The organism is Nonomuraea sp. NPDC059007 (assembly GCF_042740555.1).
Classification (GTDB): Bacteria; Actinomycetota; Actinomycetes; order Streptosporangiales; family Streptosporangiaceae; genus Nonomuraea.
Genome location: NZ_JBHYJD010000079.1, coordinates 6,415 through 25,460 on the forward strand (window position 1 = coordinate 6,415; position 19,046 = coordinate 25,460).

The window sequence follows — 19,046 nt, forward strand, 5'->3', positions numbered from 1 at the left end:
TCGGCGCCGACCTCGGCGGCAACGCCACCGCCGTCGGCGCCGCCGCCAACGTCGTGGTGCTCGGCATCGCTGCCCGTAACGGCACGCCGATCAGCTTCTGGCAGTTCACCAAGTACGGGCTCATCGTCACGGTTGTGACCATCGCGCTGTGCGTGCCCTACCTGTGGCTGCGCTATCTGTGAACGATCTTGTCAGCCGTCTCGGACTGTTCGGCCTCTTCGTCGCGATCTGGTTGGCCGCAGGCGGCTCGCCGTCCCTGTTATGGCCTGCTGGTGTCGTGGTGGTCATCCTGCTCATCGTGCGGGCGTTGGTCTATCGCGACAGCAAGCGGCCCTAGCGTAGGGCGAGCGTCTGGATGCGTAGGGAATCCGCTAAGGCTGCGTATGGACGCTCGCCAAGGGCGTGCTGCTACGGTATAGCGCGGCGCGCCGGGAAGTCTGGTCGGCAAGGTCCCGACCGGAGGCATCCCGATGATCACCCTGCTCGTGGCGTTCGCGGCCGTTTTGCTGCTCGCCGTCCTAGTGTCCGGCCTCGCGCACCGGACGATCCTGTCCACGGCGGCCCTGTTCCTGGTGGCGGGGTTTGTCCTGGGTGATGGCGTGCTGGGCGTGATCCCGCTCAGGCCCGACGACGCACTGGTCGGCTCGCTGGCCGAGCTGGCGCTGTTCGCGGTGTTGTTCAGTGACGGCATGCGGGTCGGCTGGACCGAGTTGCGCAGCGCGTGGCGGCTGCCCGGCCGGGCGCTGGGCTGGGGGCTGCCGCTCACCCTGATCATCACCGCGCTGCTTGCGCATTACCTGGTCGGTCTGGGCTGGGTGGAGTCGCTGCTGATCGGCGCGATTTTGGCGCCGACCGACCCGGTGTTCGCCGCGGCGCTGGTCGGCAACGAGAAGGTGCCGCCGCGGCTACGGCAGCTGCTGAATGTGGAGTCGGGCGTCAACGACGGGCTGGCCTTGCCGTTCGTGATGCTGTTGCTGGCTGTGGCCGCCGGGTCGGAAGACCTGCACCTGGGTGAACTCGGTCTGGAACTCGGCCTCGGCGTGGTGATCGGGGTGGCGGTGCCGTGGCTGGCCATCAAGCTGGAGCAGACGCGCTGGTTTTCCGCCTCCACCCAGTACGAGCCACTCAACGCACTGGCCATCGGCCTGCTGGTTCTGGCCCTGGGCAAGATCACGCACGGGAATTTGTTCCTGGCCGCGTTCGCCGCCGGGATCACGGTGGCGACCTTCGGCCAGCGGCAGCGCGAGTCGTTCGAGCACTTCGGCGAGCTCATCGCCGAACTGTTCAAGCTGGTCGCGCTGCTGGTCTTCGGCGCCCTCATCACCCCGGCGCTGCTCGGCTCGGTGGGCTGGCAGGGTTGGCTGTTCGCCATCGCCGCGCTGGTGCTGGCCCGGCCGGTCGCGATCTGGGTGTCGTTCCTCGGCTCCGGGCTGAGCGTGCGCGAGCAGGCGGCGGTGGCCTGGTTCGGCCCCAAGGGCTTCGCCTCGGTCGTCTACAGCCTGATCGTGCTGGCCTCCGGCATCGCCGCCTCCCAGCAGGTCTTCCAGCTCGTGGCCGTCACCATCGTGGCCTCGATCCTGCTGCACTCCTCCACCGACATCGTCGTCGCCCGGGGCTTCGACGACGAACGCGACGTACCCGCCTGGTTCGGCCGCCTCCGCAAGAGTCCTCCATGAGGCGCTCGCGGCGCGCTGCCGTTCTCCTCAGCCGGGTTCAGCACCCGGCTCAGGTCATCACCACCGGGTTCGGCAGCGCGATGCTGCTCGGCACGGCCCTGCTGGCTCTGCCCCTCGCCACGACGAACGGCGAGTCCGCCGGTTGGCTGGCGGCGCTGTTCACCGCGACGTCGGCCGTCTGTGTGACCGGGCTGGTCGTGGTGGACACGGCCGCGCACTGGCCGGTCTTCGGCGAGGTGGTGATCGCCGTCCTGATCCAGGTCGGCGGTCTCGGCATCATGACGCTGGCCACGCTGTTCACCGTGCTGGTGGCGGGCAGGCTCGGGCTGCGCGCCCGCCTGTTCGCGCAGGCGGAGACCAAGTAGTTGAGCATGTCCGGTGTGCGGCGCGTGGTACGTAACGTCGTGCTTTTCAGTTTGGCGTGCGAAGCCGTCGTCGTGCTCATCCTCACCGCGCGGTTCATGACCGGCTACGGCGAGCCATTCGGCCAGGCCTTCTACCTGGGCGCCTTCCACGCGGTCTCGGCTTTCAACAACGCCGGCTTCGCGCTGTGGCCCGACAGTCTGATGCGGTTCGTGACCGATGCGTGGGTGTGCCTGCCGATCGCCGCCGCGGTGATCGTCGGCGGCCTGGGTTTCCCCGTGGCCTTCGAGCTGGCCAAACTGTGGCGTACGCCCCGGCGCTGGTCGGTCCTCACCCGTATCACCGTCGCCGTCACCCTCCTTCTTCTGGTCGCCGCCACCCTGGTGTACTTGTTCACCGAATGGCGCAACCCGAAGACCCTGGGCGGACTGGACGGGGCGGGCAAACTGCTGGCCGCGTTCTTCACCGGCGTCATGCCCCGCACGGCCGGGTTCAACAGCCTGGACATCTCCCAGATGTACCCCACCAGCTGGCAGTTCACCGACCTTTTGATGTTCATCGGCGGCGGCAGCGCGAGCACCGCCGGCGGCATCAAAGTCACCACCTTCGGGCTGCTCGCCTTCCTCATCTGGGCCGAATTACGCGGCGAGTCACGGGTGAACGTCGGCCACCGCCGGCTGGCCGGAGCTGCTCAGCGGCAGGTCGTCTCCCTCACCATGATCAGCGTGGCGCTCGTGTCGGTGTCGACCTACCTGCTGCTCGCCCTCACCCCGCACAGCCTGGATAGGGTGCTCTTCGAGGTCGTCTCGGCCTTCGCCCCGGTCGGCCTGTCGACCGGGATCACCGCTGAGGCCACCCCTGCCAGGCAGGTTGTGTTAGTGATCCTCATGTTCATCGGTCGGATCGGTCCGCTCACCCTCGGCACCGCGCTCGCGCTCAAGGAACGCGCCCGCCGCTACGAACTCCCCGTGGAAAGGGTCATCGTTGGCTGACATACACAGCGACCCGGTCGTGGTCATCGGTATGGGCCGCTTCGGCACCGCACTGGCGCTGGAACTCACCCGTCGGGGTACCGAGGTTCTGGCCATCGACAGCCGCCCCAAAGTCGTGCAGAGCCTGGCCGGGCAGATCACCCAGATCGCCGCCGCCGACTCCACCGACATCGACTCACTCCGCCAACTTGGCGTCGCCGACTTCTACCGGGCGGTCGTCGCCATCGGCAGCGACCTGGAAGCCTCCATCCTGACCGCCTCACTCCTGGTCGAGCTGGAGATCGACGACATCTGGGCCAAGGCGGTCAGCCGCCAGCATGCCCAGATCCTCACCCGGGTCGGCGTCCAGCACGTGGTGCTGCCCGAACACGACATGGGCGAGCGGGTGGCACACCTGGTCAGCGGGCGCATGCTCGACTACATGGAGGTCGACGAGAACTTCGCCATGGCCAAGACCCGCCCGCCCAAGGACTCTGTCGGCATCCCGCTCGGCCAATCCGGGCTGCGGCGCAAGTACGGCGTCACGATCGTGGCCGTAAAAAGCGAAGGCGAGCAATTCACGTACGCCACCGCCGAGACCGAAGTCACCTACAGCGACCTCATCATCGTCTCCGGCCCGACACAGGACGTCGAACGTTTCGCCGAGCTTCCCTAAAGGTCAAGATTTCGTCGACAAGATGCTTTTCGTGGGGGTTGCGGGCCGATAGTGGGGTCATGATGGCACTCACCCCCCAGCAACCTTCCGGCAGCACAGCCGAGATCGGCACCGGCATGGAACAGTTCCACCACCCTCGGCCCGTCTGCACCGGCCGTGGCCCCGCCTCCCGTCCGACCCCCGAACGCGAGCACCTCCTGGCCGGACTCGCCGGGCGCGTGGTGGAGATCGGCGCCGGCGACGGCGTCAAACTCACCTGCTACCCGCCGGACGTCACCGACATCGTCCTGGTCGAACCGGACCCGTTCCTTCGATCCACGGCGGCGCAGATCGCCGACAGCATCCCTGCCAGCGTCCAGATCATCGACGGAACCACCACCCGCATACCCGTCGCCGACGGCTCCTGCGACGCCGTGGTCTGCGCCCTCGTGCTCTGCTGCGCTCCACTGAAGCAAACGCTGGCCGAAATACGCAGAGTCCTACGGCCGGGCGGCCAGCTCCGCTTCTACGAACACGTACGCTCGGCCAACCCTATCCTCGCCCTCGCCGAAACCCTCGTGACACCGATCTGGGCGCGAGCCAGTGGCGGCTGCCATCCCGCCTGCGACCCCGTGGCCGCCATCCACGAGGCGGGCTTCATCCTCGAGGACGTCGAGCACCGCACCGTGCAGCACGTCAGCCACGTCGTCGGCATCGCGCTCACCCCCTCACCCTGAGCACCGGCCCCTGGCCGGCGGCTGCTGCCGTTGATACCTTGAGAAAGGAGCGCCGGGAAGTCTGGTCGGCACACGTTCAGCCGCACCGGAGTCGCAGATGCAGCCGTCGCCCCACCCGCCGATCATCCCCCGTCGCCTCGGCGCGGCCCTTTTCGCCACCCTCCTGATCGCCTTCGTGGTCGGCCGTATCGTCCACGCCAATGCCGTCGAACTTGGCGAGGACCAGGCCACCACCCACGTGATCGTCGAGGCCGAGCTGATCGAACTGCTGCCAAGCGCCGTGCACAGCGGCAAAGTACCCGTCGTGATCCCCCGACTGTTCACCGCGCGATGGAGCACGCCGGACGGACGCGAGCACACCGGAGAACTCGCTGCGCCACTCACCAGCGAAGCGGGGATGCGCCTGGAGATCTGGGTGGACCGACGCACCGGCGCCGCAGTCTCACCCCCGACTACACCTGACGACGCTTTCGCCCGCGCGAGCTGGGCGGCAGTGTTCACCGTGCTGGGATGCGCGCTGGCGATCGTGGCCGTCAACATCCTCGCCCGGCGCCTGCACGGCCGCCACCTAGGCTGGCGCCGCCTGGCACAACAGTGGCGCCGACGCTACCTTTGAGCATCCGAAGCCACCTTCCCGCGGCAGTTGACCGCAATAGTGACCAGAACAGGACATCCAGGTGGTCGCACGGGGCGCAGAACCGGCTGAGCTGCCAGTGCACTCCGTCGCTGGCCTCCCCACGCCGACGTGCTGATTTCCGGGGGGTCGAAAGTGCTGATGACGGCCGTGCCCTGCATGGGTGGCCCCGACTCCTCAAAAGTTCAGCTTTCGGCTTCCACTCTTACCGTGCCTGCGGCTCCGTCGATGGTGATTATTTGCCCGGTTTTGATTTCGTGTGTGGCGTTGCGCACGCAGATGACGGCCGGAATGCCGTACTCCCTGGCGACGGTGGGCCCGTGCGCGACTGGCGAACCGGTCTCGGTGACCAGCCCGGCCGTGGTCAGGAACAAGGGCGTCCAACCGGGATCGGTGGTGGGTGCCACCAGGATCTCGCCCGGCTCGATGTGCGCACCAGCCGGATCACGAATCACTCGCGCCTTGCCGGTCGCCCTGCCCGCGGCCCCCGCCATCCCGACGAGCACGCCGTCCCGCGCGACTTCCGCAGGGGCGAGCGCTTCGACGTCGGTGCCATCTGACAGCAGCGCACCCGGAACGGCGGGGCGCCGCAACTCCCGGCGGTACTCGCTCCGGCGGGCCGCGACCAAAGCCCGGTGATCTGCCCCGTCGTGGACCGCGGCTCGTGCTTCAGCCAGGTCGAGGAACATGATGTCGTCCCCGCGCTCCAGCAGGCCCCGGCCGGCCAGATCGTTCCCGACGAGCAGGAGTTGCGTTCGCGCGGCCTGGATCGCGGGCAGCCAGGCGAACTTGCCGATCTCCCGCAGCCCGGTCAGCTTGCGCGAGCGGCGCATGAAGAAGGTCGCCAGCCGCCCGCGCACCGGCCGGGCGCGCCGCGCCCGCCGCGACACCGTCTCGATCGTCCTGGCCGCCTTGTTCGCGGCCTGCTCGAAGCGCCGGTCGGGCGCCTGCCCGGGATCATCCACCCGCAGGTAGTTGGCGATCGTGGCAAACAGCGGAGCCGGGTCGTCCGCCCAGCGGGGCATGCCGACGTCGATCTCGGCCGCGGCGCGCATGCCGTACCGGTCGAGGAAGGCGGTCATGCCGATGTCCGGCAGGTCCCCCGCTAGGTGGCGCGCGGCCAGGTCCTGCGGCGGGGCTGTGCCGAACAGCTCGCGGTGCTCGCGTGCTCGCACCGCGATCCGCCACAGCGCCAGATCCATCTCGGTGGTCACGTTGTACGGCATGCCGGCCACGACCGCATCCAGTTCTTCCTCGCTGGCCACGCCCTTCAGCAGGCCCGCCGGAGCCGTCCCGGCGATCATGCCGGCCATCAGCGGCCACATGACGCCGTGCATGTCGATGCTCATGATCGCTTTGTGGGAATCCTCGATGACCCAGCGCAGCCGTTCCGCAGCGGTGGCCGCGGCGGAGGGCGGCACGGTCTGGCGCTTGATCTCCTCCACGCCGCGCAAGGCCGCGGCTCGGGCGGTATCCGGCCTGGCCAGGCTGCGGGCGAGACCGACGATCGCGAGCGGCGTCAGCCGTACGGTCATCTTCATGACCGTACCGAGGCGGAAGGGCAGGCCACGGCGCGGCGCAAAACGCGGGTCGTCCAGCATGCGCGCGACAGCGCCCTGGACCCGCGGCCCGTACACCTCCAGCGAGGTGCCCAACCGCTTGCGCATGGCCTTGCTGCGCACGAAGTCGGTCAGGTCGAAATAGAGCCGCCCGCCGATGGGTACCAGCCGGGGCAGCGGGTTACGGGGGTCGACGGCGGCGCCGGCGGCCTTGAACCACTGACCCGCGCCCGTCTTCAGCAGGGACACGCCCATGGGTGTAGTCGGCCGGAGCATGCCTTGAATATGGCCGAACTCGAGATAGAGCCGCGTATCGCCGGTGTCGGGCGGGGCGGGGAACAGGGTGGTGATCGGCCGGGACTGCAGCAGCCACAGCGTCCCATCGGCGTCGATCGCCCACTCGATATCCTGCGGGCCGCCGAAGTGCGCCTGCAGCCGCCGACCGGCCGCGCGCAACGCGTCGAGCTGACCCCGGCTGAGACATCCGTCATCAGCCGATACGGCCGACGCCTGGTGGTCCAGGACGTAATGATCGGGGACGACCGTCCCATCGACGATGGCGGTGCCGAGCCCAGGGGCGGCGTCCACGATCATCTCGGTGCGGCAGCCGGTGATGGGATTGGCGGTGAACAGGACACCGGCGACCGCGGGGTCGACCATGCGCTGGATCACCACGGCCATGGCCGCTTCGTCAATGCCCGCAGCGTTGCGGTAGGCGACGGCGCGCTCGTTGTGCAGCGAGTCCCAGCACCGGCGGACCGCATCCAGGAGCGGGCCGTCGCCTTCGACGTTGAGGTAAGTGTCCTGCTGGCCGGCGAAGCTGGCCTCCGGCAGGTCCTCGGCGGTGGCGCTGGAACGCACGGCCACACGTCCACCGCCGAGCCGCCGGTAGGCGTCGATCAGCTCGTCCTCGGGGAGGTCACCGGCCGTATAGGACTCGACTGTCAGGCAGAAGCCGTCCGGGACACGCTCACCCGCCTTGATCATCTCCCCCAGCCCCGCGGCCTTGCCGCCCACCAGATCGACCATGGAAGAGTCGACCTCAGACAGCCGGATCAGTTGCATCCCTAATCCTCCTCGCAGCCTTCGCATAGATCTCCATGGAGCGCAGGACAACTTCCCGCTCTTCCTCCGTGAACTGCTCCCACAGCGCCAACTGCGCATCGGTACGGATACTCCGCATCCGCCGCAGCGCCGCAGCGCCCTCTTCGCTGAGGCGGATCCTGCGCACCCGACGGTCGGCCTCATCCTCGTATCGCTCGGCGAGCCCGCGCCGCACGAGGCTGTCAACGATCCGGCTGGTCCGCGAGACCGACCGGCCCACCAGCGCAGCCATCTCCTTGACCGTCGGCGCGCCGCCCCGGTCAAGGACCTGAAGCATCACGCTGTCGAGCAGCCTCAGGTCGTCGCTCTCGTGCATCCGCAGCATCGACGGCATCAGGTCACGCTGCATCGAGGCGAGCAAGTCGAGAAGACGCCCCCGGTCATCCATACTCGTCACCCCAAAAAGATTGCCATCACGCAATAGATGCTAGACCGCAACTATAGACCTGTTGGGCGTCAAGACCCATGGCAGTGCCGTCAGGAACGCGTATAGATCGCCATAAGCGTGAAGGGGCGGTGGGAACGGTCGCGCCCTGACGAGGGCTCTCCGCGGCCTGCCCAAGCGGTGACCTACCTGCGTGCGCGGACCTCCACGCCCTGCCGTTCCCGGATCACTCCTGCAATTCCGAGACGGCCGACACCCCCGCCATGAAATCCTGCAAGGCCGGACTCGCGAACTCACTCGGGACCTGAGTCCTGCCACGAGTTAGATCGATGTGACGCTCTGTCCGTGCTCAGCGGCGGCCGCGTCGGACACCTGTGGCACCGGCCGATCGGTATAGCGGATGAGGTATTGGGCTACCGAGCCAGTCGGCAGGTGCGCTCCAATCACGCCGAGCCGCCCCGACTACGATCATCGGCGGCATGGCGAGCCGCGAAGTTCTACAACGAGCATCGCGCTCATCAAGGCCTCTACCAGGCGGCTCCACTTCGCGCTGTCCCCATCGCGATCAGCGAGCCACCGCGCACCCTCGGCCTGAACCTCCCCCAACACGACCGGCTCGGAGGAAGCCTCCACGAATACACATGCCGCTTGAACTACACGGACGCGATTATCGGCAGGCGCAGCCCGCGTTACGGACGTTCGCTCACGCAGCCACGCGGTGTGGTCATCAATGCCGATCACGCGGCCGCTGGCTCGGGCCTGGAAGCCCGGTCAGCAAGGCATACGGCCCTTGGTGGACAGGTCAAGGGTCGGCCGGAGAGCTGGGCAGATCGCCAGCAGCTGCTCATGCAGCCGGTTGACCGCCCGAGTACGGTCGGCTGCCAGATCCGTGCGGCGAGCCACAGCATCCGCAGCTCGACGACCACCTTCTCGTCACCGTCCACGGGACGGTCAGCTCACGGAGCATCCGCGCCTGATCAGCGATGATCAGGACGTCCGTGGCATCGGCCTTGCCCGCCCCGCGGTAGCCCTCGGCCGCCCGGTTGACCACGATACCCGGCATGTAGATGGACCATCGGGCCATGGTCAAGCAGCGGCACCGCCTCGCTGCTGTGCAGGTCGATCGCCCAAGTCATCTCCTCGGCCTGGCCCAAACCATCTTCGATCGGCTCCAGCAGCGCCGTCTCGTCGTTGGCGACCGGCGACACGTCGTCCCAATCGGCCACCGCCACGTGATGGTGTTCCCGGCCGATGTCAACCCCGGCCCACGCTCACGTCGCTTTAAGCCTCTCACCAGCAGGTTCTAGTTCAGCCCGCAGACGACGTCGCCGTGAGGCTCGTACTCAGCGATCAGATCGCAGCTCTTAATCAGAGGGGCGAGCGGCGAGTCGTAGGAAGCCACATCAACGGCAGACCGCTGAAAGCCACACTCAACCCATCCGTGCATCAACCCGACGGGCCCAGATGCCACAACGGTAGGGGGCCACTAATCACATCGGACTCATTCGTCTAGGAGACGCTGCTGTAGCGTTGAACCCCCTCCCCTGCACAAGGATTTCCAATGAGTGACAACAGCACCTCCGCCCAATCGGCGTGGGCGCGTGTGGATACGACCGTCCCGCATTCGGCCCGGGTGTGGGATTTCCTGCTCGGAGGCAAGAACAATTTCGCCGTCGACCGCGAGGTCGGCCAAATCCTGCTGGCCACGTTCCCGGACTTCGCCATGGTCGCCCGCCTCCAGCGGGAGTTCCTGATCCGCGCCGTCACTTACCTTGTGAGCGAGGCCGGCATCCGGCAGTTCCTGGACATCGGCACCGGACTGCCGACCGCCGACAACACCCACGAGGTCGCCCAGCGCCTCGCCCCAGAGTCCCGCATCGTCTACGTGGACAACGACCCGATCGTGTTGGTGCACGCCCGCGCGCTCCTGACCAGCACGCCGTCGGGGGCGACCGACTACCTCGACGCCGATGTGCGTCACCCGGAGATGATCCTCGACGGCGCGGCCAAGACGCTCGACTTCACCAAGCCCATCGCGGTGATGATGCTCAGCATCGCCGGGCAGGTCACCGATGATGCCGGCCCCAAGACACTCATTGATCAGCTGATGCAGCCCCTGGTGCCGGGCAGTTGCCTGGCGCTCAGCGACGGCACCAACACCAACCCGGCGCTGGTGCAGGCGGTCAACGGCTACAACCGCACCGCGGCCAACACCTACCAGCTGCGCAGCCCTGGACAGATCGCCAAGTTCTTCACCGGCTTGGAGCTGGTTGATCCCGGCGTCGTGCCGACGCCGCAGTGGCGACCCGCACCTGACCGGTGGGAGGAGGCGTCCACCGTGGTCAGCGCGGTGTGCGGCGTGGCTCGAAAGCCATAAGCCACGGCCCGGAACTTTCAAAGCTGCCGTTACAGTGCTGGTCATGGGACTGACGCGTCCTCCTTGCCGCACCGGCTGGCGTGTGCAACCTGATGAGAGGCGCAGCTGGCTTGTCGGGTTTCCACCTGACGGCGACCTCTCCGTTCTCCGGGCCGGCTCTGAAGAGGCTGCATTCGCATCGCATCGCCGACGCCGAGCGGCTGCTCCGCTCCGGTCAAGAACCTCCTCGACGTGTGTGCGCTGTCCTCCGGCGCTAGTGGGCTGCGGCGTGCGGGGGCGGTCGGCGCGGTGACCGGCGGATGGCGCGGGCCCGGCCCTACGTCGGGTGTCGCACCTGCACCTCGGCCTACTTCCCGTGCGGTAGGGAACCTCGGCCTACTTCCCGTGCGGTAGGGAATGGATCGTCCCCCCGCAGGATGCCTCGCATACCCGGCCGGGGCATGGTGGAGCGGTATGGGAAGCCGTTCCGAGGAGTTGAGTTAGAGCGATGCTGCTGATCGAGGTCTTCGTCCCCAAGGGAGCCCTGGATGAGGACGAGCGCCAGGCGCTGGGGCGCCGGCTCATCGACACGCTGATGGTGGAGGACGACAGCCACGCCATCGAGGTCATCGACGCCCAGCGTACGATCGCACAGGTGCTCGTGCACGAGCCTGCCACCTGGGTCCTCGGTGATCGGCCGGTCGCGGATCCCGCAAGCCCGCCGCGCTACCTCGTACGCGTCACGGTCCCGGCGTCATGGCGCAAGGAGATGTGTGAGGCCACGGTGGACATCGTCACTGGCGTCCTGGCCGAGACAGAGGGAGCCGCCGGGCGCGATCCCGGCCGCCTGCGGCGCGAGCCCCACGCGACGGTGCTCGTCGAGGGCGTCACCGAGGGCGGCATCGGGCTCCACGGCAGGGTCATGGGCAGCATGGGCCTCACCGAGTTCGTCTCACGCAACTACCGCGACCGCACCCCAGGCGGCGAGGCATCGCACGAGCGCGACAAGCTGATCGACCCGATCTGCGGCATGAGTGTGGACCTCGACGACTCCACCCTCACCCTCGTGCACGAAGGCGTCTTGTACGGCTTCTGCCATGGCATGTGCCGCCGTGCCTTCGCCGACGAGCACGGCCTGTCACTCGCCAGGAAACGCCCGAGCTGATGTTGCGTCTCACCTGAACTGTCGCAGTCTCAGTAGATCTGACGCACCGCAGCTCAGCGACCACTTTGACATCGTCGAGGGGACCTCGCTTGTCTCACTCGACTTGACGCACCCCAGCCCAGGGGCTGGTCCTGCGTCAGCTCCGATGAGACGCAACAGCTGATCCGCTGTACCGGGTCAGCCCTGGTGAGGGACGTTCCCGGCTCCATCGGGTGGGATCTTGACCGGCTGCGGATCAGGGTCGTGCTCAGGCACAAACCTGATCCTAGACCGAACTCGAAACACCTTCGAGCCCAGCGTGCATGAGGGAAGGGCGATCACAGCGCAGTCACCGACCGCGATGTCCGCGGTTTGTGCACGTGTCTCGTCTCACCGCGTGCGTGTGGCCCAATGCGCGTGAGGGGCTACGGTCATTCCGGACAGCCGACCAGAGCGGCCAGCAGTCTCCGGCGCTGCGCGGTGGCCGAGGTCGGGACTGTACGGTTCTCGGCTCTGGCGATCATGAGAGCGAGCGGAAGCTCGCCGAGCGGGAGCATGCGCCGGGTGATGGCCGCTGGCTGAAGGCGTTCCTGCCCCAGCTGGCTGAGTTGGTCGTCTGGGACGTTGTCGATCGCGGATCGCATGTGCTCGTCAGGGCACGGACGAAGGGAACGCCGTCGGGATGTACCGGCTGCGGGAAGCTGTCATCGCGTGTCCACGGCCGGTATCGGCGGCTGCTGCAGGACCTGCCTGCTGGTGGACGTCAGGTGCTGATCGAGCTGTCGGTGCGGAGGCTGATCTGCCAGAACCCGCTGTGCAAGGTACAGACCTTCACCGAGCCCGCCGGGACCTTGGCCGGCCGATACGCTCGCAACACCCGGCCACTACGCCGGATGCTCGAGTCGTTCGCGCTCACTCTGGCTGCCAGGCCCGGCGCCCGCCTGGCCGCGACGCTCGGCGTGACCGCGTCTCGAGACACTCTGATCAGGCTGGTCCGAGCTCTGCCCGACCTTGAGATCGGCCGGGTCAGGGTGCTGGGGGTCGACGACTTCGCCAAACAGCGCGAAACTCGTAAGCGACCCTGCTGATCGATATGAACACGCACCGGCCGATAGACGTCCTGGACGGCCGCGGTAGCGAGGCCCTCGCCCAGTGGCTCGAACAGCATCCAGGCGTCGAAGTCATCTGCCGAGACCGCGCCGGTGCCTACGCCGAAGGCGCTCAGGCCGGCGCACCTTTGGCGATCGAGGTGGCTGATCGGTGGCATCTGTGGAAAACGTATGCGACGCGGCCGAGGTCACCGTTCGTGCCCACCGCGTCGACCTGCGTGAACCCGAACCCGAGGTGGAAGACGAGGCAGTTACAGGCATAGGCCCTGCCACTTCGACCGGTTCTGATCCCGAGACACGCATCGCCACACGGACCAGGGAGCGCTACGCCGCCGTCCACGCACTCATGGCCGATGGGCGCAACGTCAGCGAAATTTGCCGGATCCTCGGCCTCACCCCCAAGACCGTCCGCCGATTCCGCGACGCCGCCACTGCTGAGGAGCTCATTCACCAGCGAGGCCGCCGCAGACGCCCGTTCCAGGACTTCATGCCCTACCTGCACCAACGGGTCACCCAGGACGGCATCACCAACGGCGCACAACTATTCGCCCTCGGCTACGACGACAGTCGCCGCACCATCCGCCGCTACCTCGAACCCTTCCGAAGCGGCGCCCCGCGCCGGACCTCGCCCGTCCTCAACCCAACCGTCCGAGAGGTCACCCGATGGATCACCAGCCATCCCGACCATCTCACCGACAAGGAGAAACAACGACTCGCCACCATCCTGAAACGCAGCCCACAACTGGCCGCCCTCGATCGACACGTCACCACATTCGCCCAGATGATGGCCAACCGAACCGGGCAAACCGCGCTCAAACCCTGGCTGGCTCAGGTCGACGCCGGCCCCATACCCCGCCTGCATTCCCTAGCCCGCAGCCTGTCCGCCGACCAAAGCGCCGTCACCAACGGTCTCTCGCTGCCCTATTCGTCCGGCCCAGTTGAGGGCAACGTGACACGCGTGAAAGCCCTCAAACGCAGTCGCTACGGCCGGGCAAACCTAGATCTTCTCCGCAAACTCATCCTCCACGCACACTAATCACAGACAGTAACTCCACCACACAAAATGCGCCTGAGCCGCTTCTCATGGCCGCTGTCAGGAAGCCGCGTTCCCCATCCCCGCAGTGACCGGACCACACGGCCGGGTCTCACCTCCGGTGGTATCCCTCATCGACACCATGGTGGCCAGCGCCCAGCAACTGGATGAGCGGCACGGCAGCGCCGCCGCCAGCTTCGTCGCCGACCAGTTCGCCGCCGTCTCCCGCCCGGTGGAAAGCAGCAGCTACGACGCACCAACCGGGCAACGCCTGTGCGCCGCACTCGCGCAGCTCGCCCAGACCTGCGGCTGGATGGCCCACGAATCCGCACACGACGGCCTCGCACAACGCTGGTACAAAACCGGGTTACTTTCGGCCCACTCCGCCGGGGACCATGGCCTGCGCGCGAGCATCATGGCCCTGATGAGCAACCAGGCCACCATCCTGGGCAAACACAGCGAGGCACTCCAGCTCGCCGCCGCCCAGCAGTCGGCCTCCCACGCCCCCGCCAAGGTGCAGGCACTTATCGCGGCCCGCAGCACCCTCGCGCACGCCGGCGCGGGTGACCTATCCAGCCTCCAACGCGCCCGAGACCACGCCCTCGCCCTGATCGACGACGCCCACCACGATGACGGTCCGTCCTGGGCCGGGTAGCTCACCCCGACAGAGCTGGACGCGATCAGCGGGCGCGCCATGGTCATGCTCGCCCACCACCTGCCCACCCGCCGCCGCAACCTGCTCGTCTGCGACGCCGAGACGCTCCTGCGCCCCCGCGCCTCAGACACCTCCCAGACACACCAGCGCTCCGCCGTACGGCACGGCGCCTGGCTGTGCCTGGCCTACGTCCGCACCGGCGACCTCGACCAAGCCGTACACACCGGACACCTCGCACTCCAACGACTACCCGAGGTGACCTCGGTCCGCTGCAAAGCCCTGTTCGCCGAGATCCGCGCCGAACTCGCCCCCTACGCCCGTCGAGCCCCCCACGTACGACACCTGATCACCGAGATCGGCCGCCAAGTGCCCCGCTCAGCACCGAGGTGAGAAGGCCCGCCGGCCGCCCGGTGAAGGACCACTCCCTCCGACGCCAGCAGCTCCGTGAGACCATGAACAGTGTCATCCCTGCGGTGCTCGCCGCCCTGCCCAGCGACCAAACCGCACTCCTGCGCGATGAGGTTTCGTTGACACACCCCCGCAGGCGCGGGCACGAACGTACTGGACATCACGCCCAGACGTGGCCCCGGCAGTTCAAATCCACTTTTTCGGCTCGCGCAAGAGTCCGGCCTCGCGAACACATGACAAGAATCGGCTCGACGGGAGCGGGCGGGCACGAGATCTCCGGCCTTTAGGTTCTTCTCCGTCGATGAACCCCTCTACCGGAGACCTCTTCGTTTACCCGGCAGCGTCACGAGCAGCATGATCGGCTGCGGCGAACTGCAGGACGGGACAGCGGGACGCCGTCACACAGGAGGCAAGGTCAGGCGTGCTCGACGGCCCAGGCGCAGATGGCCGCGAGAGGTCCCTGCAGGGACTTGCCGAGATCGGTGAGGGCGTACTCGACGTGCTGCGGGGCGGTCTGCTTGTAGACGTCGCGGGTGATGAGCCCGTCCGCCTCCATGCCGCGTAGTGTCTCGGTCAGCACCTTCTGGGTGATGCCAGGCAGGCGGTGGCGCAGGCGGGCAGGGCGCTGCGGACCGTCCATGAGGGCGTAGATCAGCAGGATCCGCCATTTGGCCGCCAGCCGCTCCAGAGCCTGGCGTGTGGCGCAGGACTCCTCCAGCACGTCAGGGATCGTCAGGTTCACGGGCGCCTCCGGCGGGCGTGTCAAGGGCACTTCAAAGTGCCTTCTGTGAGAGGGGCGGCCCGGCCCTTACGTTCGACAGCACCGCGAACGTAAGGAAGAGGGACACCCGCAATGACGGACTTCCAGTGTCATGTCTACACCGCCGCCGAGCCAGGGATCTTCGCCAACAGCTACCTGCTGGAAACAGGCGACGGGGTGGTGCTGATCGACGCGAACCTGCTGGTGGCCGACGCCGAGGCCCTGGCGGCCCGGCTCGCCGCGCTGCGCAAGCCGCTCCTGGCGGCCTTCGTGACCCATCCGCATCCCGACCACTTCAACGGGCTGCCGTACGTGGTGCCCGAAAACGTCCCGGTGTACGCCACAGCGGCAGTCGCGAAGGAGATCGAGCAGAGCGCCGTCGCCAAGCGGGAGCAGTGGCAGCCCGTGTACGGAGACCAGTGGCCGGACCGCTACCGGGTGCCCGAGCACCTGATCGCCACCGGCGACGGCGTCGATATCGGCGGGCTGCGGCTGACCGTGCACGACATCGGGCCAGCCGAAAGCCACGCCGACTCCTACATCGTGGTCCAGGGCGGCGGCCGACGGGCCGCGTTCATCGGCGACCTGGCGTTCGGCTCGATGCACGCCTACCTGAGCGACGGCCACTCCGGGCATTGGCTGGCCGCCCTCGACCGGATCGCTCACGACCTCGCCGGGACACCGCTGTGGCCCGGCCACGGGCCATCCGGCAGTATCTCCATGCTGGAGGCACAACGCCAGTACCTGTTGATGTACCGCGAAACGATCAAACGGCTCGCCTGCGGGGCGCCAGCACTCACCGACGCCAGCAAGCAGGAACTCACGCGCACCATGGCGCAGTTCTCTCCTGACGCGCGGCTGGAGTGGCTGGTCGGACTCGGCGCCGACGCCGTCGCCGCCGAACTGGCCGCCGAAGACCGTGCATCGACGCGAAGGGCGCAGCAGTGAAGATCGGCGTCCTGGGCACCGGAGACGTCGGACGCCGGCTCGCCTCCGAACTTGCCGGACTCGGCCACCAGGTGATGCTCGGCTCCCGTACGGCGGACAACCCGGCCGCCGCTGAGTGGGCGCGCGAGCATCGTGGGAGCCACGGCACCTTCGCCGCCGCTGCCGCCCACGGCGAGCTCGTGGTCAACGCCACCGGCGGGCTCGTGTCACTCGCCGCCCTGGCCACCGCAGGGGCCGCCAACCTCGACAGCAAAATCATGGTGGACGTCTCCAACCCCCTGGACTTCTCGCACGGCTTCCCGCCCCGGCTCGTCGTGCCCCCGGAAGGAAGCGTCGCCGAACAACTGCAACAGGCCTTCCCTCGTACCCGCATCGTCAAGACGCTCAACACGATGCACAACACGCTGATGACCGACCCGGCGCGGGTGCCGGGGCCGCACAACGTATTCGTGTGCGGCGACAACCAGGCCGCCAAGGCCGAAGTCGTGAATCTGCTGAAGTCGTTCGGCTGGGCCGATCGGCAGATCCTCGATCTCGGCGGCCTGTCCGCCGCGCGTTGCGTCGAGCCCCTCGTGCTGCTGTGGATATCCCTCAGCAGCACCCTGCGGACTTCGGACTTCAACTTCGCGATCCTCCGCTGACGGAGCGAACCTCTGCGCCAGCGCACCCGTCGAATCCCGGTACGAGGCGCTGATCTACAGGTGCTCGGTCAAGTCCTTCAGCGTGACCCTCCCAGACGCCGTAGCGCGACGCTGAATAGCGGGCAGGCAACGGAGAACGCGAGGCGACATATCCGCCCCCGCGTGACTGCGGTTCAAGACGCGCGAGTCGGACTTGGCGTGGGTCGACACCATGTGGACACGCACGAGCGAGCAGGCCACTGCCATGACTCCGGTCGCGGGGGCGGGTGGGGCCTGGTGTTCTGGGAACACGCCAGCCGGGCGTACGCGGGCATCACCGTTCCGGAGACCCGGACCGGCACGGCGCCAGTGCCGGAGGGTGTCTACCTTCACCGGCATCGAGTTCGCCGCGGGCACCTCGTTGCGGACTGTGCCCACGCTGGCACTGGTCGACGGCGGTATCGAGCTTCCCGACACCTCGCGCCGGATTAAGAGCCCACGGCTTTCCCGTCTTGCGTTAGGCGGCGCGCCCGGGAAGGTCGTGGGCAGTGCGGCGGAGGTGTATGCAGAGCACAGATGCCTGCACCGCCTTGGCCGAAGATGGCGGCGAGATGTCACCTTGGCACTCCCGGGCACCATCAGCCCCGGTCCAGTGCCAGTGACGTGCTACGGCTGACCAAGATAGCCCCCTGGTACCTCGCTCTGTGCAGACGTCGTACCTCGACGCCGGCTCTTATGACTTGCGCTTTCCATAGATGCCTTCGGCCAGGGAGACGCCGAGAGCGGCGAGTGCGATCTGGATGCCGAGTTCGATCCAGTCGATGCCGCGGGTATCGGCTACTCCCAGGGCGCTGGCGATGGCGGTTCCGATCAGGGCTGCGGCGATGCCGATGACGATGGTCAGCCAGATCGGCAGGTGCTGGCGGCCGGGGATGACGAGCCTGCCCAGGGCACCGATGGCGATGCCGATGATAATCGCTGTGATGATTCCGGTGATCTCCACGCTGCGGCTCCCGCTGTCAGATGCTGATCGTCTCTGTTCGTCTAACGAGGGGGTCAGAGGGCCGGTTCCCAAAAACGCTTGCTGTATTGCGCAACTATTGCACTGATGGGAGGTGGGCGCGACCCTGTTCGTGGACTTGCCGAGGTTGAACGCGAACAGTCGTGATCAGTGCCGTCAACGGCTTCGTCGGGGTGTTGTGGAACAAGGGTCTTGCGCCTCTCGCCACAATGCCATGAGCGGGTGAGTGCGCCCTCGCTGGAGGCCCCCGCTACCAAGGCAGGACTATCGCAACTGAGGCCCTGAATGGGACCACTGCCCCGTCCGGTGGTTGGTTGTTCCCGAGTGCTTGACGTCGGAGGGCCCTCGCCCGTAACGGGCGAGGGCCTCGTGGGGCCCACATGACCGCATCGGGGCGTTGTCGAGACCTTGTGCTGTCGCTCAAACCGAAGAGTGCTTGTGCCGAGCACCAGGCGACCCGGCACGCGAATGCGCCAGCGGTGCCCGGCGAGTCACGAGGTTGTACCAAAGCATGATCATTGGCGATTTTTCCTGAGATGATGCCCCATAGGTCCGTCCTATCGGTCCATCCCCTGATCGCGAATGCACTCGGAGGTGCGCAATGGCGGTTTCCGCCAACCTGGACAAGCTGCTCGACAAGGCTTATGAGGAGACCTCGCTGGACAAGCTTCCCGACGCACCCGTCGCCGCGCTCAACGGCGTGAGCAAGTCCGACGCCGAGGCTCTGGAGAAGGCGTTCGGCGTCAAGACCATCGGCGACCTGGGCCGGCTGTCGGCCATCCGTGCCGCGGTCACGATTACCACCCTCGCCGACCTGGCCAAGTAGCACAGCTCCACGCGTATCAGGGGGCGGGCGCCGCAGGGCGCCTGCCCCTTTTTCGTTGGTCGCGGAAAACATGATCGCCTGT

The 19,046-nt window shown here is 67.4% G+C and carries 21 protein-coding genes and 3 pseudogenes; 17 read left to right on the forward strand and 7 right to left on the reverse strand.

From position 1 onward, the window contains the following. The 6 genes and pseudogenes from ACFWY5_RS54750 to ACFWY5_RS54775 form a co-directional block, all read left to right on the forward strand. Positions 1-182: pseudogene (locus ACFWY5_RS54750) on the forward strand (hypothetical protein); the annotation flags it as partial. Then, positions 179-337, forward strand: coding sequence for a hypothetical protein (locus tag ACFWY5_RS54755; protein ID WP_379639885.1), 159 nt, complete (start codon positions 179-181; stop codon positions 335-337). The pseudogene ACFWY5_RS54750 and the gene ACFWY5_RS54755, both read left to right, overlap by 4 nt. A gap of 133 nt (positions 338-470) precedes the next feature. After that, a complete protein-coding gene (locus tag ACFWY5_RS54760) occupies positions 471-1,676 on the forward strand; it encodes a cation:proton antiporter (RefSeq protein WP_379639886.1) in 1,206 nt (401 codons plus the stop codon). Positions 1,677-1,756: 80 nt separating this feature from the next. Continuing rightward, positions 1,757-3,031, forward strand: a pseudogene (locus tag ACFWY5_RS54765) (TrkH family potassium uptake protein). Beyond that, on the forward strand, positions 3,024-3,686 hold the full coding sequence (locus ACFWY5_RS54770; RefSeq protein ID WP_379639888.1) for a potassium channel family protein: 663 nt from the start codon (positions 3,024-3,026) through the stop codon (positions 3,684-3,686). Before ACFWY5_RS54765 ends, ACFWY5_RS54770 begins: the two are co-directional and overlap by 8 nt. A gap of 59 nt (positions 3,687-3,745) precedes the next feature. Next, positions 3,746-4,402 carry a class I SAM-dependent methyltransferase gene (locus ACFWY5_RS54775; protein ID WP_379639889.1) on the forward strand — a complete coding sequence of 219 codons (657 nt, stop codon included), beginning with the start codon at positions 3,746-3,748 and terminating at the stop codon, positions 4,400-4,402. Here the strand turns inward: ACFWY5_RS54775 and ACFWY5_RS54780 are convergent. Beyond that, a pseudogene (locus tag ACFWY5_RS54780) lies at positions 4,386-4,463 on the reverse strand (twin-arginine translocation signal domain-containing protein); the annotation flags it as partial. The gene ACFWY5_RS54775 and the pseudogene ACFWY5_RS54780 sit on opposite strands and share 17 nt — an antisense overlap. Before the next feature lie 36 nt (positions 4,464-4,499). Here ACFWY5_RS54780 and ACFWY5_RS54785 point away from each other — a divergent pair. Then, on the forward strand, positions 4,500-5,018 hold the full coding sequence (locus ACFWY5_RS54785; RefSeq protein ID WP_379639890.1) for a hypothetical protein: 519 nt from the start codon (positions 4,500-4,502) through the stop codon (positions 5,016-5,018). A 203-nt stretch (positions 5,019-5,221) separates the two neighbouring features. Here the strand turns inward: ACFWY5_RS54785 and ACFWY5_RS54790 are convergent, their stop codons facing one another. The 3 genes from ACFWY5_RS54790 to ACFWY5_RS54800 all read right to left on the reverse strand — a co-directional run bounded on the left by ACFWY5_RS54790 (position 5,222) and on the right by ACFWY5_RS54800 (position 9,316). Further along, positions 5,222-7,660, reverse strand: coding sequence for a PEP/pyruvate-binding domain-containing protein (locus ACFWY5_RS54790; protein WP_379639892.1), 2,439 nt, complete (start codon positions 7,658-7,660; stop codon positions 5,222-5,224). After that, positions 7,638-8,087 (reverse strand): MarR family winged helix-turn-helix transcriptional regulator, encoded by a 450-nt coding sequence (locus ACFWY5_RS54795; RefSeq protein ID WP_379639893.1) that lies wholly within the window; start codon positions 8,085-8,087, stop codon positions 7,638-7,640. Before ACFWY5_RS54795 ends, ACFWY5_RS54790 begins: the two co-directional genes overlap by 23 nt. A gap of 974 nt (positions 8,088-9,061) precedes the next feature. Next, positions 9,062-9,316, reverse strand: a complete 255-nt coding sequence (locus ACFWY5_RS54800) for a hypothetical protein (RefSeq protein ID WP_379639895.1) — start codon at positions 9,314-9,316, stop codon at positions 9,062-9,064. Positions 9,317-9,645: 329 nt separating this feature from the next. Between ACFWY5_RS54800 and ACFWY5_RS54805 the strand changes: the two genes are divergently transcribed. Then, positions 9,646-10,461 carry an SAM-dependent methyltransferase gene (locus ACFWY5_RS54805; protein WP_379639896.1) on the forward strand — a complete coding sequence of 272 codons (816 nt, stop codon included), beginning with the start codon at positions 9,646-9,648 and terminating at the stop codon, positions 10,459-10,461. A 487-nt stretch (positions 10,462-10,948) separates the two neighbouring features. Further along, positions 10,949-11,605 carry a YHS domain protein gene (locus ACFWY5_RS54810; RefSeq protein WP_379639897.1) on the forward strand — a complete coding sequence of 219 codons (657 nt, stop codon included), beginning with the start codon at positions 10,949-10,951 and terminating at the stop codon, positions 11,603-11,605. A gap of 410 nt (positions 11,606-12,015) precedes the next feature. Here the strand turns inward: ACFWY5_RS54810 and ACFWY5_RS54815 are convergent, their stop codons facing one another. Beyond that, a complete protein-coding gene (locus ACFWY5_RS54815; RefSeq protein WP_379639922.1) occupies positions 12,016-12,228 on the reverse strand; it encodes a hypothetical protein in 213 nt (70 codons plus the stop codon). On the opposite strand from ACFWY5_RS54815, the gene ACFWY5_RS54820 reads away from it, so the two are divergent. The 5 genes from ACFWY5_RS54820 (at position 12,229) to ACFWY5_RS54840 (ending at position 14,771) form a co-directional block, all read left to right on the forward strand. After that, positions 12,229-12,672: a transposase family protein gene (locus tag ACFWY5_RS54820; protein ID WP_379639921.1), complete on the forward strand. Its 444-nt coding sequence runs from the start codon at positions 12,229-12,231 to the stop codon at positions 12,670-12,672. A 5-nt stretch (positions 12,673-12,677) separates the two neighbouring features. Beyond that, a complete protein-coding gene (locus ACFWY5_RS54825; RefSeq protein WP_379639899.1) occupies positions 12,678-12,956 on the forward strand; it encodes a transposase in 279 nt (92 codons plus the stop codon). Continuing rightward, positions 12,845-13,729 carry a transposase gene (locus ACFWY5_RS54830; RefSeq protein ID WP_379639900.1) on the forward strand — a complete coding sequence of 295 codons (885 nt, stop codon included), beginning with the start codon at positions 12,845-12,847 and terminating at the stop codon, positions 13,727-13,729. The genes ACFWY5_RS54825 and ACFWY5_RS54830 overlap by 112 nt, the downstream gene beginning before the upstream one ends. Positions 13,730-13,814: 85 nt before the next feature. Next, complete coding sequence (locus tag ACFWY5_RS54835; protein WP_379639901.1) at positions 13,815-14,381, forward strand: hypothetical protein; 567 nt, start codon at positions 13,815-13,817, stop codon at positions 14,379-14,381. A gap of 39 nt (positions 14,382-14,420) precedes the next feature. Beyond that, positions 14,421-14,771, forward strand: a complete 351-nt coding sequence (locus tag ACFWY5_RS54840) for a hypothetical protein (RefSeq protein WP_379639902.1) — start codon at positions 14,421-14,423, stop codon at positions 14,769-14,771. A gap of 433 nt (positions 14,772-15,204) precedes the next feature. Here the strand turns inward: ACFWY5_RS54840 and ACFWY5_RS54845 are convergent, their stop codons facing one another. Beyond that, the gene (locus ACFWY5_RS54845; protein WP_379639903.1) at positions 15,205-15,531 is read right to left on the reverse strand and encodes a winged helix-turn-helix transcriptional regulator; all 327 of its coding nucleotides are present in this window, start codon (positions 15,529-15,531) and stop codon (positions 15,205-15,207) included. Positions 15,532-15,642: 111 nt separating this feature from the next. On the opposite strand from ACFWY5_RS54845, the gene ACFWY5_RS54850 reads away from it, so the two are divergent. Both ACFWY5_RS54850 and ACFWY5_RS54855 read left to right on the forward strand, forming a co-directional pair. Further along, the gene (locus tag ACFWY5_RS54850) at positions 15,643-16,497 is read left to right on the forward strand and encodes an MBL fold metallo-hydrolase (RefSeq protein ID WP_379639905.1); all 855 of its coding nucleotides are present in this window, start codon (positions 15,643-15,645) and stop codon (positions 16,495-16,497) included. Further along, positions 16,494-17,138, forward strand: coding sequence for an NADPH-dependent F420 reductase (locus ACFWY5_RS54855; RefSeq protein ID WP_379639906.1), 645 nt, complete (start codon positions 16,494-16,496; stop codon positions 17,136-17,138). Before ACFWY5_RS54850 ends, ACFWY5_RS54855 begins: the two co-directional genes overlap by 4 nt. A gap of 712 nt (positions 17,139-17,850) precedes the next feature. On the opposite strand, the gene ACFWY5_RS54860 is transcribed toward ACFWY5_RS54855, so the two are convergent. Beyond that, positions 17,851-18,120, reverse strand: a complete 270-nt coding sequence (locus ACFWY5_RS54860) for a GlsB/YeaQ/YmgE family stress response membrane protein (RefSeq protein WP_379639907.1) — start codon at positions 18,118-18,120, stop codon at positions 17,851-17,853. Between the two features lie 619 nt (positions 18,121-18,739). Here ACFWY5_RS54860 and ACFWY5_RS54865 point away from each other — a divergent pair. Further along, complete coding sequence (locus ACFWY5_RS54865; RefSeq protein WP_379639909.1) at positions 18,740-18,964, forward strand: hypothetical protein; 225 nt, start codon at positions 18,740-18,742, stop codon at positions 18,962-18,964. The last annotated feature ends 82 nt before the right edge of the window (positions 18,965-19,046 follow it).